Source organism: Pseudoxanthomonas sp. SORGH_AS_0997 (assembly GCF_031453535.1).
GTDB lineage: Bacteria > Pseudomonadota > Gammaproteobacteria > Xanthomonadales > Xanthomonadaceae > Pseudoxanthomonas_A > Pseudoxanthomonas_A winnipegensis.
In genome coordinates this window covers 2,951,654-2,968,543 of sequence record NZ_JAVIZI010000001.1, presented here as the reverse complement: position 1 = coordinate 2,968,543, position 16,890 = coordinate 2,951,654, and the positions used below count along the sequence as shown (strand labels likewise).

At 70.8% G+C, this 16,890-nt stretch carries 14 protein-coding genes and 1 pseudogene; 12 read left to right on the top strand and 3 right to left on the bottom strand.

What is annotated here, in order from left to right:
- Window positions 1-130: 130 nt before the first annotated feature.
- From QE438_RS12995 to QE438_RS12980, 4 genes are all read left to right on the top strand, one after another.
- Window positions 131-715 carry a phosphatase PAP2 family protein gene (locus QE438_RS12995; RefSeq protein WP_306995098.1) on the top strand — a complete coding sequence of 195 codons (585 nt, stop codon included), beginning with the start codon at window positions 131-133 and terminating at the stop codon, window positions 713-715.
- 267 nt (window positions 716-982) lie between these two features.
- Window positions 983-2,080: a DUF1615 domain-containing protein gene (locus QE438_RS12990; RefSeq protein ID WP_306995100.1), complete on the top strand. Its 1,098-nt coding sequence runs from the start codon at window positions 983-985 to the stop codon at window positions 2,078-2,080.
- Between the two features lie 138 nt (window positions 2,081-2,218).
- Window positions 2,219-2,449, top strand: a complete 231-nt coding sequence (locus tag QE438_RS12985) for a hypothetical protein (RefSeq protein WP_306995102.1) — start codon at window positions 2,219-2,221, stop codon at window positions 2,447-2,449.
- Between the two features lie 207 nt (window positions 2,450-2,656).
- Entirely contained in the window at window positions 2,657-2,893 is a 237-nt protein-coding gene (locus QE438_RS12980; RefSeq protein ID WP_130521653.1) for a hypothetical protein, read from the top strand.
- 9 nt (window positions 2,894-2,902) lie between these two features.
- Here QE438_RS12980 and QE438_RS12975 read toward each other — a convergent pair whose 3' ends face one another.
- Window positions 2,903-3,796 (bottom strand): 2-dehydropantoate 2-reductase, encoded by an 894-nt coding sequence (locus tag QE438_RS12975; protein ID WP_306995105.1) that lies wholly within the window; start codon window positions 3,794-3,796, stop codon window positions 2,903-2,905.
- 276 nt (window positions 3,797-4,072) lie between these two features.
- Window positions 4,073-5,752 (bottom strand): GMC family oxidoreductase, encoded by a 1,680-nt coding sequence (locus QE438_RS12970; RefSeq protein ID WP_306995107.1) that lies wholly within the window; start codon window positions 5,750-5,752, stop codon window positions 4,073-4,075.
- A 587-nt stretch (window positions 5,753-6,339) separates the two neighbouring features.
- Between QE438_RS12970 and QE438_RS12965 the strand changes: the two genes are divergently transcribed.
- The gene (locus QE438_RS12965) at window positions 6,340-7,401 is read left to right on the top strand and encodes an acyltransferase (RefSeq protein WP_306995109.1); all 1,062 of its coding nucleotides are present in this window, start codon (window positions 6,340-6,342) and stop codon (window positions 7,399-7,401) included.
- Window positions 7,402-7,553: 152 nt separating this feature from the next.
- Here the strand turns inward: QE438_RS12965 and QE438_RS12960 are convergent, their stop codons facing one another.
- Window positions 7,554-7,874, bottom strand: coding sequence for a DUF2782 domain-containing protein (locus QE438_RS12960; RefSeq protein ID WP_307184131.1), 321 nt, complete (start codon window positions 7,872-7,874; stop codon window positions 7,554-7,556).
- 110 nt (window positions 7,875-7,984) lie between these two features.
- Between QE438_RS12960 and polA the strand changes: the two are divergent.
- The 7 genes and pseudogenes from polA to QE438_RS12925 all read left to right on the top strand — a co-directional run bounded on the left by polA (window position 7,985) and on the right by QE438_RS12925 (window position 16,874).
- Window positions 7,985-10,751 (top strand): annotated as a pseudogene (gene polA, locus QE438_RS12955) (DNA polymerase I).
- 1,096 nt (window positions 10,752-11,847) lie between these two features.
- Entirely contained in the window at window positions 11,848-12,537 is a 690-nt protein-coding gene (locus QE438_RS12950; RefSeq protein ID WP_130521806.1) for a response regulator transcription factor, read from the top strand.
- A gap of 17 nt (window positions 12,538-12,554) precedes the next feature.
- On the top strand, window positions 12,555-13,979 hold the full coding sequence (locus QE438_RS12945; protein ID WP_306995116.1) for a sensor histidine kinase: 1,425 nt from the start codon (window positions 12,555-12,557) through the stop codon (window positions 13,977-13,979).
- Window positions 13,980-14,061: 82 nt separating this feature from the next.
- On the top strand, window positions 14,062-14,928 hold the full coding sequence (locus QE438_RS12940; RefSeq protein ID WP_130524718.1) for an alpha/beta fold hydrolase: 867 nt from the start codon (window positions 14,062-14,064) through the stop codon (window positions 14,926-14,928).
- Window positions 14,925-15,287: an EamA family transporter gene (locus tag QE438_RS12935; protein ID WP_130524719.1), complete on the top strand. Its 363-nt coding sequence runs from the start codon at window positions 14,925-14,927 to the stop codon at window positions 15,285-15,287. The genes QE438_RS12940 and QE438_RS12935 overlap by 4 nt, the downstream gene beginning before the upstream one ends.
- A complete protein-coding gene (locus tag QE438_RS12930; protein WP_130524720.1) occupies window positions 15,284-15,682 on the top strand; it encodes an EamA family transporter in 399 nt (132 codons plus the stop codon). The genes QE438_RS12935 and QE438_RS12930 overlap by 4 nt, the downstream gene beginning before the upstream one ends.
- Window positions 15,666-16,874, top strand: a complete 1,209-nt coding sequence (locus QE438_RS12925; protein WP_306995119.1) for a DegT/DnrJ/EryC1/StrS family aminotransferase — start codon at window positions 15,666-15,668, stop codon at window positions 16,872-16,874. The genes QE438_RS12930 and QE438_RS12925 overlap by 17 nt, the downstream gene beginning before the upstream one ends.
- Window positions 16,875-16,890 lie beyond the last annotated feature (16 nt).

The following is a 16,890-nucleotide window of genomic DNA, read 5'->3' as shown; positions in this document are numbered from 1 at the left end:
ATTGATTCGATGCCGTGCGCGCAGGGCGTGCACCTCCCACCACACGGCAATTACGGCCAGCTCGGGACGCGGCCTGGGTTCGGTGCGGTTGCCGTAGTGTGGGGTGTCGCCTCTCCGCCGGACTTTTCGCATGACGCCATCGCCGCTCAGCACTGCCTTGAACTGGATGGGCGACAGCCGGTTGCTGGTCCCGGTCATGCTGGTCCTGGTCGGGCTGTGGTGGGGGCGCAATCCGCGCCTGGCCGTGGCATGGGCCGCCAGGCTGGTGGCGCTGGGCGGCGCGATCGTGGTGTCCAAGCTGGCCTACAAGGCCTTCGGCGTGGACTGGCGCAGCGTCGGTTTCTTCACCATCAGTGGCCACAGCGCGCTGGCGGCGATGCTGTATCCGGTGCTGGGCTATCTGCTGGCCGCGCATGCCGCGCCGACGACGCGCCTGCTGTCCACCCTGATCGGCGTGGCGCTGGCGGTGGCCGTGGCGGTGGCGCGGGTGCTCAGCTTCCGCCACACGCCGGCGGAGATCGTGGTCGGCCTGGGGCTGGGCCTGGCCGCCTCGGGCTGGATGCTGGGGCGCTGGCGCGCCCAGTTGGCCTTGCCACCGCATGCGGCACCGTGGGTCGTGGGCACGGCGATGGTCGCCGGTTTCGCGGTGTGGCTGGTGCCCAACGTGCCGGCCGAGCGCGTGCTGTCACATATCGCCTGGCGGATCCGGGGGTAGGGGCTGTCGGGGGCTTCGATGCTGGAGCGGGCGACGTGCGTCCAGGTCGGGAACCCGATGGCATCGAGGCGGTGTGCGAAAGTCGCTGGGTTCCTGCCTTCGCGGGAACGACGGTAGTGGGTGAGCGATTTTTTCGAGGTGCGGAGCCGCCGGGTGCAAGGTGCGCGCGCGGGAGCGACGCTGCGCATGCACGCCCTGCATGCGGCTTCGCCATCCTTTCGATGCCCGTGACGCGCGCTTGGGCACGCGCATGGCAGCATGCGCGCCATGCCGCCGCGCCGCTTCGACACGCTCCGCACCGCCTCAGGCCTGCTCTGCCTGCTGCTGGCCGGCTGCGCCACCCAGCCCAAGGCGCCGCAGCGCAACCCCGATGCGGTGCGCGCCGAGATCGTGCGCAAGCTGCCGGCCACGCTGCCCGATGCGCAAGGCTGGGCCGACGACGTCTACGTGGCGCTGACCGCGCAGGGCATCGACCCCAGCCCCGAACACGTCTGCGCGGTGCTGGCGGTGACCGAGCAGGAGTCCACTTACCAGGCCGACCCGCCGGTGCCCGGCCTGCCGGCGATCGCGCGCGGCGAGATCGACCGCCGCGCGGCGGCGCTGCATGTGCCGGGCCTGTTGGTCGATGCGGCGCTGCGCATCACCTCGCCCGATGGGCGCAGCTACGCCCAGCGCCTGGCCGCGGTGCGCACCGAGCGCCAGCTCAGCGAGCTCTACGAGGACTTCGTCGGCATGGTGCCGCTGGGCGGCAAGCTGTTCGGCGGGCTCAACCCGGTCCGCACCGGCGGGCCGATGCAGGTGAGCATCGCCTTCGCCCAGACGCGCACGCGCGGCTATCCGTATCCGCTGCAGGCCGGCGTGCGCCACGAGGTGTTCACCCGGCGCGGTGGGCTGTATTTCGGCACCGCCCATCTGCTGGGCTATCCGGCGCATTACGACGCGCTGCTGTACCGCTTCGCCGATTTCAACGCCGGCTGGTACGCCAGCCGCAACGCCGCCTTCCAGGCCGCGGTCAGTCGCGCCTCGGGCATCAAGCTGGCCCTGGACGGCGACCTGCTGCGGCCCGGCGCGGGCATGGACGATCCCGGCGCCACCGAGCGCGCGGTGCGCGCCCTGGGCGCACGCCTGGACATGGACGAGGGCCAGATCCGCCGCGCGCTGCAGCAGGGTGACACGCTGGCGTTCGAGGACAGCGCGCTGTATGCACGCGTGTTCGCCCTCGGCGATGCGGCGGCTGGTCGGCCGCTGCCGCGTGCGGTGTTGCCCGGCATCCGGCTGGAGAGCCCCAAGATCACCCGCCAGCTGACCACCGCCTGGTTCGCCGACCGGGTCAACGCGCGCTGGCAGCGGTGCATGCGCCGCTGAGCGCCGGGCGCGCATCGGTCAGCGAAAGCGGACAGGCTGGCGTTTGCTGAGGGTGGCCGCGTCAACGAGCGCCTTAAGATGCGTCGGACCCCTTCGCCATCGCCGCGCAGTCGCACCACGCGCCTGCGCAAGCTCGCCATGACCGCGCTTCCGCCCGACACGTCGCCGCAGCTCGAAGCCATGCTCCAGGCGCTGGAACAGGCCCTGCCTGCGCTGGTGGCCGCGCATCCGGCGCCGGGCGATTTCTGGAATGCGTTCATGCTCCGGCTGGACGAGATCGAGGCATGCGCGCCGCCGGAGCTGGACCTGACCGCGCGCTTGAATGCGATGCTGGCGCCGCATGGGATGCGGATCGCGGTGGCGGACTAGGCGCCGTTCGCGGGCTCGCAGAAGCGACGCGCTGCGCGGATTCGTGCGGAAATCGAAGGCGCTGGGTTGCCGCGTTCGCGGGAACGACGGGCTCCCTGGGCCACCCGATCCCGGACGCCAAGCGCATGACCTTCGTCACTGGGCGCGGCGGCCGTGCGCGGTGAGCATCGCGGTCGATCGATCCGCATCGGACTCCAGGACATCCCCATGAGCGCAGGACAGGGTTCGGCAGGCAACGTCATCGCCGCCATCTGCAGTTTCTTCATCCCGGGACTGGGCCAGCTGTTCCAGGGTCGGCTGATCTCGGCGGTGCTGTGGTTCCTGACCGGCTGCGTGGCCTTCGTCATCACCTGGCTGATCACGCTGTCGCTGCTGCCCTTCGGCTGGTTCATCATCAGCGTGCTCTCGTGCATCAACGCGGCGGTGTATCGCCGCGCACCCTGACCGACGCCGCTAGCGCGGCGCGGCCTCGAGCAGCTTCACCAGGCTCCACAGCGTGTGGTTGACCGGCGTGGCGATGCCATGTTCCCGGCCCAGCCGCACGACGGCGCCGTTGAGATGGTCGATCTCGCTGGGCCGGCCGCGCGCCAGGTCCTGCGCGGTGGAGGAGCGCTGGCCGGCCATGTTGCGCGCCAGGCCGTACGTGGCGTCCCACAGGTCGTCGGGCAGCGTGATGGACGCGGCCGCGGCCACCGCCGTGCATTCGTCGAAGACCGCGCGCATGGTGTCCTTGATCCCCGGCGCCTGCACCAGCAGGCCGTAGGGCTGCTGGGAGATGGCCGACAGCGCGTTGTAGCAGCAGTTGATCACCAGCTTGGCCCAGAGCGCCTCGGCCACGCGGTCCGAGACCTCGCTCGGGATGCCGGCCTCAGTCAGCATCGCGGCCAGCGCGGCGCTGGTCCCCCCTGCGCCGATCACCAGTTCGCCGCGGCCGTGGTGGCGCACATGCGCCGGGCCGGCCATCTCGGTGCCGACGTAGACCACGGTGGGGATGACGGGATGCTGCAGCGCCTGCGCCAGGCGTGCGGCATTGTCCACGCCGTTCTGCAGGCTGAGCACCTGCGCCTGCGGCGCGAGCCAGGGCGCGAGCGCGGCCCCGGCCGTCTCGGTGTCGCCGGACTTCACGCAGCACAGCACCAGCTCGGCCTCGGCCGCCGCGGCGGCGTCGGTGCTGGCCTGCAGCGCGACCACGCCATCGAACGCGGCCGACTCCAGCCGCAGGCCATGGGCCTGCACCGCTTCGACCAGCGGCGCCCGGCCGATCAGGGTCACCGCGTGGCCGGCGCGCGCCAGCATGGCGCCGTAGTAGCAGCCGACTGCGCCGGCCCCCATCACCGCGATACGCATCGCGGCCTCCTTGGTTCATGGGAAAGCCACGGACTTTAGAGCGTGTCGCGGGGTGAGGTAAGGGTGGTGATCGGAACCTGTTGTTCCCGCAGAAGTGGGAGCGCGGTGTCGTTGACACCTTCAGGATCGTGCGAAAGGCGCTGGGTTCCCGCGTTCGCGGGAACGACGATCAGACGCGATGAGCCCCAAGCGCCAATGCCGCGTCGGCGAGACGCGCAACGCGGGATCGACCGTTTCATGGCGGGCCTGCACGCAGCCCAGAGCCCGCCATGCACGCTAGCCGATCGGCGCGCGCCGCGTCCCGCTGGGAAGATCGACCAGCGGCGCGGCAACGCCGGCCTCGTTGCGGATCCGTTCGGCCAGGCGCAGCGACAGCGCGACGATGGTCAGGGTCGGGTTGGCGTAGCCGCCGCTGGGGAACACCGACGAACCGGTGACGTACAGATTCTCCACGCCGTGCACGCGGCCCTCGCGATCGACCACGCCGCTGCGCGGGTCGTCGTGCATGCGCGTGGTGCCCAGGAAGTGCGTGGTGGAGGTGGTCTTGATCTCCATCGGCCGGCGGATGTGAAAGGTGCCCAGGCCGCTGCGCGCCAACTCGCGTGCCACGATGTCCTGGCTGCGGTGGACCAGGGCGATGTCCTGATCGTGCCAGCGCCACTGGATCTCGATCAGCCGGTTGCCCAGATCGTCGCGCTCCTGGCCCAGGCGCACGCGGTTGTCGTAGCGCGGCGGCTGCTCGACCTGGTGCAGCACCTCGAAGTGGTCCAGGCGGTGGCTGGGCTCGCCTTGGCGCGACCAGCCGCCCACACCCAGGTGCGAGATCGGGCGGCGCAGGCGGTCGTTGTATTGCTGCAGCACGCCGTCGACGCCGAGCGCCGCGGCCACCAGGTCGCGCTTGCGCGGCAGCTGCTTGCGGCGCAGCGCCTCGCGCACGCGCTGCGAGGCGCGGAAGCCGATCTCGCGCCGGCGCGACATGCTGCGCCGGGGGAACAGGATCGTGCTGAGGTTGACGCTGGGCTCGCCGCGCAGGGTGGCATCGGTCAGCTGCAGATGGCCCATGGCCGAGGTGCCATCGACGCGGCGCAGGTCGTATAGCGCCATGCGGTCGATCAGCTTGCGCGAGCTCGGGGTGAAGGTGCCGCCGAAGACCAGCGGATGGTCCATGAAGTAACGCCCGACCAGCCCGTGCTGGTTGCCGATGCCGTCGGCGAGCACATCGTCGGAGGCCAGCAGCAGCTGCGGCGTGGCCAGGCCGCCCTGCGCCAGCACGATGGTGTCGGCCTCGAACACCAGCGCATGACCGGGCTGCGCCAGGGCGTGCACCGCGCGCACGCGCCCGGTCGACGCGTCTAGCTGCAGGCGCGCGGCGGTCGCGTTGTAGTAGCAGGTGATGTCGCGCGAGGCGCCGATCAGCTCGCGCTGGCCGCTCAGCACCACCTCCTTGTCGGCGAAGTGGAACATGCTGGTGCGCAGGCCACTGCCCTGCAGCGGCAGCCGCGGCGCATCGGCGCCCTCCCAGTAGCCCGGGCCGTAGTGCCAGGGCGGCAGCTCGAACCATTGCTGGGCGCGCGCATAGAACGGCGCCAGCTCGGCGATGGACAGCGGCCAGGCGCTGTCGGGCAGCCATGGCCGCGCCTCGAAATCGACCGCGCTGAGCGTGGTCAGACGCAGGTGGTTGGCGCCGGTGCCCGCGTCGACCAGCCAGCGGTTGGCGTTGCCGCCGAACCGGCGCGTGGTCCAGATGCCCTGATGGCCGTCGAACACCGAGGTGCTGGCCGGCTGGCCGCGGGCGGCGTGGTCTTCGTCCAGGCCGCCGCTTTCCAGCAGGGTGACCTTGAGGCCGCAGTGGCGCAGGGCGGTGGCCACGGCGATGCCGGCGGGGCCGGCACCGACGATGCAGACGTGGGAGCGAACGGTTGCGCCGCGGGGCAGCGCCTTGGCATCAACGAACATGAACGCACATCCTGTCGATCAGACGGTCGAATCCGGGCGCCGGAGGCGTCCTTCCCCCCAGACAACGCGGGCGAGGCGCCTGACAGGACAGTCAGCTGGCCACGGTCTTAGCCCCCTCCCTTTCGCCGAAGGCAAAGGGGAGTTCGAAGTCGCGAGCTAGCGACTGAGGGGGTGGGGTTGGCTGTTGCTGTTGCTTTCGCCCCTAGCCAGCGGCGAGCAGGTGCAAAAGCAAAAGCCAACCCCCTCCCAACCTCCCCCTTGCGCTGCGCGCAAAGGGGAGGGGCGCTCCGGCGGCATCCAGCTAGCGGCATGGGGCGCGTCGCCTCAAGCCAAACCGCGATCACGCCGAGCGCATGAGCCTTCAAGATCTGCTCCCTCCCTTTCGCCGAAGGCGAAGGGGAGGGTTTGGGTGGGGTCGCTTTTGCTTTTGCATCGCCCCTCGCCAAATGGCCAATTCCCGGATCAACCTGAGCCAGCTCAACTGCGGCCCCTGTCACGATCCGCGATCGCACACGGCCTTGCTTCATGACCATCGTGTCAGGATCCGGTGCTCCTGCCCCACGCGGGCGCCGCCCGAATGAAGCCGCATGGGATCGGAAAAGGACCGCCTGGCCGCCATCCAGTCGCTGCGGGCCGTGGCCGCGCTGATGGTCGTCCTGCACCACGCGCGCAACCCGATTCCCTGGCTGTGGAATCCGCTGGCGCACTACGAGGCGTTCGCCTCCGGCGTGGACATCTTCTTCGTGATCAGCGGCCTGATCATGTACGTGGCCGCACGCGACGAACGCTGGCGCGAGTTCATCGGCAAGCGGGTGATCCGGGTGGTGCCCCTGTACTGGATCGCGACCCTGGCGCTGCTGGCGATCGAGCTGCTGCGCCACCAGGCACGCCTGGACGCCACCGAACTGCAGCACCTGCTGCAGTCGCTGCTGTTCATTCCGCACCCGAGCCCGGACAAGCACGGTGAGCTGTATCCGCTGCTGGCCGTGGGCTGGACGCTGAACTACGAGATGTTCTTCTACGCGCTGTTCTGCGTCGGCATCGTGCTCAGGCGTGTGGTGGCGGTGCCGACCGTGTTGATCCTGGCGTTGGTCGCGGCGGGCGCGCTGGGCGAGCCCCAAGGTCCGCTGGCACGCACCTACACCAGTCCGCTGCTACTCGAATTCCTGTGCGGACTCTGGCTGGGCGTGCTCTACCGCCGCGGCCATGCCGATCGTCTGCCGGGCTGGCTGCTGCCGGCCGGGCTGGCGGGGCTGCTGCTGTTGCCGGCGCTGTCGGAGGAGGGGCTCGCACTGGCGGGCCGGATCGTGTGCGGCGTGGCGGTCGTGGCCGGTGCGATCGGGCTGGGCACGCGCGCGCCGCGCCACCCGCTGCTGGAGCGGCTGGGCGATGCCAGCTACTCGATCTACCTCACCCATACCGTGGTGGCGCTGCTGCTGGTGCAGGCGCTGTGGGCGCGCATTCCGCTGCATGGGCCGCTGCAGCTGGCGGGCTATCTGCTCACCGCGCTGGGGGTGAGCGCGCTGGTCGGGTTGGCCAGCTATCGCTGGCTGGAACGTCCGATCACGCGCGGGTTGCGCAGGGCGTGGATGGAGCGTGGTGCCAGGCGCAAGGCGGCCTCGGTCGAGGAGGCTGCGGAGACGCGCTAGGACGGCCGACTGCCCGTCGTTCCCGCGCATGCGGGAACCCCGTGCCTTTCAAACGAGAAGCCGAACGTCCATGGGTTCCCGCTTTCGCGGGAACGACGATGTGGGAGAGGGTGCTCGGTGCCAGCCGCACCCGGCGGCGCCACGCCGCCACCTCACCAGCCGTAGAGCTTCCAGTACACCGGCGAGATGTCGCCGCGGTTTGGATCGCTGGAGCGGTCCAGTCTGCCGTCGCCGTTGTCGTCGTAGAGGTAGTAGGCCGGGCCGCGGCTCGGGGTGATCTTGACCATGCGCAGGGCGCCGGCCACGCGGTACTCCTGGATGACATCGCCGTTGTCCTCGGTGCGCACGGCCACGTCGGCGTCGGGCAGGTCCATCTCGGTCAGGTCCCGGCCGCCGTGGCGCTCGCCGCCGCCGCTGGCGCAGCCGGTGAGCAGGATCCCGCCGCTCAGCAGCAGGCAGGTCAGGACGGGCATCAGGCGCTTCATGGCGGCATCTCGCAGGTGGGAACCGCGCCGATTATCCGCCTGCGCGCGTGCTGCCGGGTGACGGCCGGTGACGCGGAGGCGCGGCGTAGAATCTGCGCATGACAAGACTCGTACTGATCGACGGCTCCAGCTACCTCTACCGCGCCTTCCACGCGCTGCCGCCGCTGAGCAACGCGGCCGGCGAACCGACCGGCGCGCTGTTCGGCGTGGTCAACATGCTGCGCGCCACGCTGAAGGAGCGGCCCGAGTACGTCGCCTTCGTGGTCGATGCGCCCGGCAAGACCTTCCGCGACGACCTGTATCCCGAGTACAAGGCCAACCGCGCGGCGATGCCCGACGACCTGCGGGCGCAGGTCGAGCCGATGATGAAGATCGTCCACGCGCTGGGCATCGACATCCTGCGCGTGGAAGGGGTGGAGGCCGACGACGTGATCGGCACCCTGGCCGTGCAGGGCTGCCGCGACGGGCTGCAGGTGACCATCTCCACCGGCGACAAGGACTTCGCCCAGCTGGTGCGCCCGGGCGTGGAGCTGGTCAACACCATGAGCGGCAGCCGGATGGATTCGGACGCGGCGGTGATGGACAAGTTCGGCGTGCGCGCCGACCAGATCGTCGACCTGCTCTCGCTGATGGGCGACACGGTGGACAACGTGCCCGGCGTGGAGAAGTGCGGCCCCAAGACCGCGGCCAAGTGGCTGGCCGAGTACGGCACCCTGGACAACGTCATCGCCAACGCCGGCAGCATCAAGGGCAAGATCGGCGACAACCTGCGCGCGGCGCTCGAGCGCCTGCCGCTCAACCGCGCGCTGGTGACCATCCGCACCGACGTGCCGCTGGAAGTGGCCGCCCAGGACCTGGTCCTGCGCGAGCAGCACGTGGACGAACTGCGCGAGCTCTACGCGCGCTATGGCTTCAACCAGGCGCTGAAGGATCTGGACGGCGGCAGCGTGTCGGTGCCGATCGCGGAAAAAGAACCTGGGAAGGCGCGCGGCACCGGCTTCAGCGCCGCGCCTGCGCCGGCTGCCGCGCCCGATCTCGATCCGGCGCTCTCGGCCGCGGGCGAGTACGAGACGCTGCTGACCTCCGAGCAGCTCGATGCCTGGATCGACACCCTCAGGGCCGCCGGCCGCTTCGCCTTCGACACCGAGACCGACAGCCTGGACCCGATGCAGGCCAACCTGATCGGTCTGAGCTTCGCGGCCGAAGTGGGCAAGGCCGCCTACCTGCCGCTGGGCCACGACTATCCGGGTGCGCCGGTGCAGCTGCCGCGCCAGGATGCGCTGGAGGCGCTGCGTCCGCTGCTGACCGATGCGGACGTGGAGAAGATCGGCCAGCACGGCAAGTATGATCTGCATGTCATGCGCCGCCACGGCGTGGAAGTGGCCGGCTACACCCAGGACACCCTGCTGGAGAGCTTCGTGCTCAACTCCGGCAGCGCCCGCCACGACATGGACAGCCTGGCCAAGCGCTACCTGGGCTACGACACGGTCAAGTACGAGGACGTGTGCGGCAAGGGCGCCAAGCAGATCCCGTTCTCTCAGGTGTCCCTGGAGGACGCGACCCGCTACGCGGCCGAGGACGCCGACATCACCCTGCGCCTGCACCAGGTGCTGTCGCCGAAACTGGCCGCCGAGCCGGCGCTGGATTCGGTCTATCGCCACATCGAGATCCCGCTGGTGCCGGTGCTGGCGCGGATCGAGGCCAACGGCGTGCGCGTGGATGCCGACGAGCTGCGCCGCCAGAGCGCCGACCTGTCCAAGCGCATGCTCGCCGCCCAGCAGAAGGCGACCGAACTGGCCGGGCGCAGCTTCAACCTGGATTCGCCCAAGCAGCTGCAGGCGTTGCTGTTCGACGAGCTTGGCCTGCCGGCGGTGGTCAAGACGCCCAAGGGCCAGCCCTCGACCAACGAGGAGGCGCTGGAGGCCATCGCCGAGGCGCACGAGCTGCCGCGTGTGATCCTGGAATACCGCGGCCTGGCCAAGCTGCGCAGCACCTATACCGACAAGCTGCCGGAGATGATCCATCCGCAGACCGGCCGCGTGCACACCAGCTACCACCAGGCCGGCGCGGCGACCGGGCGCCTGTCCTCGTCCGACCCGAACCTGCAGAACATCCCGATCCGCACCGAGGACGGCCGCCGCATCCGCCGCGCCTTCGTCGCCCCGCCCGGGCGCAAGCTGGTGGCCTGCGACTACTCGCAGATCGAGCTGCGGATCATGGCCCACCTGTCCGGCGATCCCGGCCTGGTCGGCGCGTTCGAATCCGGCGCCGACGTGCACCGCGCCACCGCGGCCGAGGTCTTCGGCCGCAGCATCGACCAGGTCACGTCCAACGAGCGCCGCGCCGCCAAGGCGATCAACTTCGGCCTGATGTACGGCATGAGCGCCTTCGGCCTGGCGCGCCAGCTGGGCATCGGCCGCGGCGAGGCGCAGGACTACATCGCCCTGTACTTCAGCCGCTATCCGGGCGTGCGCGACTACATGGAGGCCACCCGCCAGCAGGCGCGCGAGCAGGGCTATGTCGAGACCGTGTTCGGCCGCCGCCTGTATCTGGACTACATCAACGCCGGCAGCCAGGGCCAGCGCGCCGGCGCCGAGCGCGCGGCGATCAACGCGCCGATGCAGGGCACCGCGGCGGACATCATCAAGCGCGCGATGGTCAGGGTGGACGCGTGGCTCGCCGACCATCGCGAAGCGCGCCATGATGATCCTGCAGGTGCACGACGAGCTGGTGTTCGAGGTCGAGGCCGACTTCGTCGAGACCCTCGCCGCGCAGGCGCGCAGCCTGATGGCGGGCGCGGCGAGCTTGGCCGTGCCGCTGGAAGTCGATTGTGGCGTCGGCGACAACTGGGACGAGGCGCACTGATTGGCTGTGCGGGTGCGTTCCGAAGTGGACGTTGGCGCGTATAGCGCCTTTGTGTCAGGCGGCGCGATAAAACCCTCAATCCAGGCCGCCAGCACGGCGTTGCGGCCTACGCAATGCTGGCGAAACAGCCAGTTACATCGTGATTTTCGAGATAACGAGAAATTAATTTCAGAACTGACCAGTTTATGATCTGAATATCCCCTAAATTCAACGGGTTTTTAACTGGATCCTTCACGATCTATCCATGTTGGGAGTGCTTTCATAGCCCTCGACAGATGCAAGGTCTGTCGCGGATCGCCCCCCATCCCCTGGGGCCGATCTCTGGTACGAAGAGCCCCTCCCCAGGCTCCCGTACCCTGGCCCCGCCGAGCCCCCCCTGCTCCGCGGGGCTTTTTTATGCCCGGTCGCCGGAGCGCGGCAGCAAGAACCCGCCGTCGCCATGTGCGCCTGCTCGAAAAGCCTGCTTCGCCAACCCGCCTCGCCCCGGTCGGGCGCGGCTCCTCGGCTCGGTTCGCCATCGGCGGCGGACTCGCCGCCGCGGGCATCCTTAGCCCGCTCTCCGCGCCCCCGCCCGGGTCGAGGCGCTGCGGCGAATAGATCAGGGACTTCTTCCCACTCGAAGGCATCCAGCAGCGCTCTGCCCCCTCCCTTTCGCCGCAGGCGAAGGGGAGGGCCGGGGAGGGGTGCTTTTGCTCTTGCTTCTGTGGCTTGCCCGGGAAAGCCCCGATCCCTCCCCATCCCTCCCCTGCGCTGCGCGCAAGGGAGGGGGCCTCAAGTCGATGCCCTCCCGTCACTGATCGCGCTCTGCGCATGGGCGAGGGTCTCGAATGACCGCGCAAACCGAAGCTCTGTGACTTGACGCGCGAGGCAGCAAGCCGAGCGCCCGAATCAGGGCAGGATGCCCTGATTTAGGGAAAAGCGGACACCAGCCCGCTGGCCCGCTGCCCTTACGGAGTCGAAACGCCTTCCTGCCCGCAAGCCCAAAGACCTGACCGGCGCGACAGGTTTTCGGCGACACTTCGCGCCTTCCGGTTGAGCCGCTTCGTGGTGTGGTGCGCATGTCGCCGTTCCCTTCTCGTCCGCTGTCCCGTCCGTCATGCGCGTCCTGATCGTCGAGGACGATGCGGCCATCGCCGAGGCCGTGGTCTCGGCCATGCGCCAGCAGGGGCATGCGGTGGATCATCTGGCCGATGGTTCGCGCGCCGATCTGGCGCTGCGCGACACCGAGTACCAGCTGCTGGTGCTGGACCTGGGCCTGCTGGGGCCCATGGATGGCGTGCAGGTGCTGCAGCGCCTGCGTGCCCGCGCGGCGACCACCGCAGTGCTGGTGATCACCGCACGCGAAGGGCTGGAGGATCGCGTGCAGGTGCTGGACCTGGGCGCCGACGACTACCTGGTCAAACCCTTCGCCCTGAAGGAGTTCGAGGCACGGGTGCGTTCGCTGCTGCGGCGCATGGTCAGCCAGGGCGCGCCCGAACTGCGCCTGGGCCAGCTGCGCCTGGACCTGGCCGGCCACCGCGCCTGGATCGGCGAAGACCCGCTGGAGCTGACCGCCCGCGAGTTTGGCCTGCTCGGCGCACTGGCCACGCGCACCGGCCGGGTCGCCAGCCGCGCTCAGCTGGTCGAAGTGCTGTGCGGCTGGGATGCGGACATCAGCGACAACGGCCTGGACATCGCCATGTATCGCCTGCGCCGCAAGCTGCAGGGCAGCGGCGTGGGCGTGCGCACCATCCGCGGTCTGGGCTACCTGCTGCAGGAGCAACAGGACACAGGCGATGACGCCTAGGGCCTGCAGGGGGACCGATGGCCGGCCCTAGCCCGCACCCCAGCCTGCGCCGGCGGCTGGTGCTGTGGCTGGCGGTGCCCATGCTGGTGCTGCTGGCGCTCGATGCCGGGCTGACCTATCGCGTGGCGCTGCATTACGCCAACCGCGCGCACGACAGCAGCCTGGCCGACGACGCGGTCACCCTGGCCGAGCTGCTGCGGCGCGAGCCGCAGTCGCACGCGCTGTCCCAGCAGGCGCAGTTCCTGCTGCGCTACGACCCGAACGGGCCCAACTACTTCGCCGTGATCAGCCGGCGCCACGGCCTGCTCTACGGCGACAGCGGCCTGGGCAACACGCGGATGCCGGTGCCGGGGACCAAGCCGGTGCTCTACAAGGGCTTCCACGACGAGCACCATCTGCGCATGGCGACCGTCGGCCTGGCCTCGCCGTACGAGGCCGGCGACACGCTGGGGGTGACGGTCGCCGAGACCCTGCGCGAGCGCCACCGCAGCGCCCGCGACGTGCTGCTGATGACCCTGCCGCTGCAGGCCGGCCTGATCGCCGTGGTGCTGGTGCTGGTCTGGGTCGGCGTGGACCGCGGGCTTGGCCTGCTGGCGCCGCTGACCCGGCGCCTGGCCGAGCGTGAGCAGGCGCTGGCGCCGGTGACCGAGCCCGACGTGCCGCGCGAGATCCTGCCGCTGACCCGCGCGCTGGACGCCCTGTTCGTGCGCGTGCGCGGCGCGATCTCCCTGCAGGAACGCTTCATCACCGACGCCGCCCACCAGCTGCGCACGCCACTGGCGGGCCTGCAGCTGCATGCCGAACGGGCGATGACGGCGCAGGATCCGGCCCAGCTGCAGCAGTCGTTGGCCCACATCCTGGCGCAGACCGCGCGTGCGGCCCGGGCCTCCAACCAGCTGCTGGCGCTCAGCCGCGCGCAGGCGCCGCATCCGCGCGAGGAGATGCATGAACCGCTGGCCCTGGACCGGCTGGTGCCGCGCGCGGTGGCCGCCCGCGTGCCCGAGGCGCTCGATGCCGGGCTGGACCTGGGCTACCAGCCGCCGGAGACGCCCGTGCCTGCGATCGTCGGCGAAGCGCGCGGGGTGCAGGAGCTGCTCGACAACCTGATCGACAACGCCCTGCGCTATGCCGGCAAGGGCCGCAGCATCACCGTCGGCCTCTCGGCCGAGCAGGCGCGGGTGATCCTCAGCGTGGAAGACGATGGCCCGGGCGTGCCCGACGCGCTGCGCGCGCGGCTGGGCGAGCGCTTCTTCCGCGTGCCCGGCACCGGCGGCGAGGGCACAGGCCTGGGGCTGGCGATCGTGCAGGGCATCGCCAGCCACCACCAGGCCGAGGTGGCGTTCCTGCGCGGCGCGCAGGGCGGGCTGCGGGTGGAGGTGCGCTTCCCCGTGGCGGGGCGGCCGGAGACGGCGGCCGATCCGGGCAAGCACAACCTGGCGTAAACCCCGCCGCCGCCCCGGCGCGGACGAAAGCCAGCGGAAAACCTCGCGTGACACCCTGCCGGCCTCTTCAGTGAGGTGGCACGTGATCCGTTCAAGCGAATTCTTCTTCGAAGGTGGCCGCAACGGCGTGCTGCTGATCCATGGCCTGACCGGCACGCCGGCCGAGATGCGCCGGGTCGGCACCGGCCTGCACCGCGCCGGCTTCACCGTGCACGGCGTGCAGCTGGCCGGCCACTGCGGCGACCTGGACGACCTGATGGCCACCGGCTGGCGCGACTGGTATGCCAGCGTCGAGCAGGCCGCGGACGCCATGGCGACGAAGGTGGACCGGATCTTCGTGGCCGGCCTGTCGATGGGCGCGCTGCTGTCGCTGGAGCTGGCCGCCCAGCGCCCCGAGCTGGTGTCGGGTGTCGGCGTGTACGGCGCGACCTTCGTCTACGACGGCTGGAACATCCCGTGGACGCGTCACCTGTCCTTCCTGTTGCCACTGTTCAAGGCCACCGGCATCGGCCGGGACCGCATGTTCATGGAGGAGCCGCCGTTCGGCCTGCGCGACGAGCGCCTGCGCGCACAGATCAGCGCGGCGATGCAGGGCGCGGACAGCAGCGTGGCCGGGCTGCCGGGCAACCCCTGGCATTCGCTGGCCGAGCTGCGCGCGCTGGCGGCGCGGGTGCGCCGGCACCTGCCCCAGGTCACCGCGCCCTGCCTGGTGGCGCATGCCACCGAGGACGACGTGGCCAGCCTGCGCAATGCGCAATGGGTGCTGGACGGCGTGTCCGGGCCGACCGAGTTCCTGCCGATGCACGAGAGCTATCACATGCTGACCCTGGATCGGCAGCGGCGCCTGCTGACCGAGCGCACGGTGGAATTCTTCCAGCGCCTGGCGCAGCCGGAAGCCGCGCCGCGGGCGAGCGTCGATGCGCCGTACCGGTACGAGGCGCTGGCATGAGTCTGGCGGTGGCCCTGCTGTGGCTGCTGACCGTGGTGGTGGATACCGCCGGCCAGCTGGCCTTCAAGGCCGCGGCGGTGGATGGCGGTGAGGCCGCAGAGACGCTAGCGCGCTGGCGGCACCGGCTGGCGCGGCCGTGGCTGTGGCTGGGCATCGCCTGCTATGTAGTGGAGTTCCTGGCCTGGGCGGCGTTCCTGTCACTGGTGCCGCTGTCGCGCGGCGTGCTGCTGGGCTCGGTCAACATCCTGGCGCTGATGCTGGCCGGGCGGCTGTTCTTCGGCGAGCGGCTGACGCCGCTGCGCGTGGCCGGCATGGGCCTGATCGGTCTGGGCGTGGCGGTGGTGGGAGTGGGCGGATGAAACGGCTGTATGTGTTCGGCTTTCCGCTGCTGATGGCGTTCGACACGCTGGCGCAGCTGAGCTTCAAGCTCGCCGGCGATCACGCCCTGCCGCTGGAATGGGGCCTGCCCTGGCTGCAGCGGCTGTTCGGCCAACCGTGGATCTATGGCGCGATCCTGGGCTACATCGGCGCCTTCTTCACCTGGATGACGCTGCTGGAGCGCGCGCCGATCGGCCCGGCCTTCGCCGCCTCGCATCTGGAAGTGGTCAGCGTGCTGCTGGTCTCGGCCTGGCTGCTTGGCGAGCCGATCACCTTGGTGCACCTGGTGGGGGCGGCGCTGATCCTGGCCGGCGTGGCCTGCCTGGCGCGTGCCGAAACCCAGACCGCCGAGATCGCCGGTGCTGCTGCGACGTGAACTGCCGCCCACGGCGGGGCTGCCGCTGCGCTGGACCGACCTGCTGCCCGGCGATGCCGGGCTGGAAGCGCGGCTGGCGCAGCTGTTCGATCTGCCCGCGCCGCTGCTGACCTGCTCGGGCACCGCGGCGCTGGTGCTGGCCCTGCGCGCGCTGCGGCGCCTGGCGCCGACGCGCGATGAGGTCGTGGTGCCGGCCTACACCTGCCCGCTGGTGGCCATCGCGGTGCAGACCTGCGGGCTGCGTCTGCGCCTGGGCGAGCTGCGCGAAGGACACTTCGATCTCGAGCCGGTCGCCCTGCGCGGCCTGTGCGGGCCGCGCACGCTGGCGGTGCTGCCCACCCACCTGGCCGGTCGCGTGGCCGATGTCGCCGACGCGGTGGACGCGGCGCGCGCCTGCGGCGCCTGGGTGATCGAGGACGCGGCCCAGGCCTTGGGCGCGCGCGTGGACGGGCGCAGCGTGGGTCTGCGGGGCGACATCGGGTTCTTCAGCCTAGCCGCGGGCAAGGGCTTGTCGCTGTACGAGGGCGGCGTGCTGGTCAGCGCCGATCCGGCGCTGCGCGCGCTGCTGGCCGAGGAAGCCGCACGGGTGCCCTCGAGCGCAGGCTGGGAGCTGCGTCGCAGCGCCGAGCTGCTGGGCCTGGCCCTGGCCTACCGGCCGCGCGCGCTGGCCCTGGCCTATGGCCTGCCGCTGCGACGCGCGCTGGAGCGCGGCGATCCGGAAGCGGCGGTGGGCGATGTGTTCGGGCCGGAGATACCGCTGCACCGCGTCGGCGCCTGGCGGCGCATGGTCGGCGTGCATGCCAGCGCGCGGCTGCCGGCCTTCCTGCACGACGCGCGCGATCGCGCCCTGGCCTGGAAGCAGGCCATCGAAGCCGTGCCCGGCGTGCAGGTCTACGACGACCGCCCCGGCGAACACGGCACCTGGCCGGTGCTATGGCTGCGCCTGCCCGACCGCGCGCGCCGCGACGCCGTGCTCGCGCGGCTGTGGACCGCCGGCCTGGGTGTGAGCCGCATGTTCATCCACGCCTTGCCCGATTACGCCTATCTGCGCGACTGCGTGCCGCAGGCCGAGGTGCCGCAGGCGCGCGCACTGGCCGCGTGCAGCCTGACCATCGGCAACGGCCCCTGGCTGGATGAGGCCACGCGGACGCGCATTCTCGACGCCCTGCGCCAGGGCGTGGGCATGAAGTAGGAGCAGCGCGACGCGC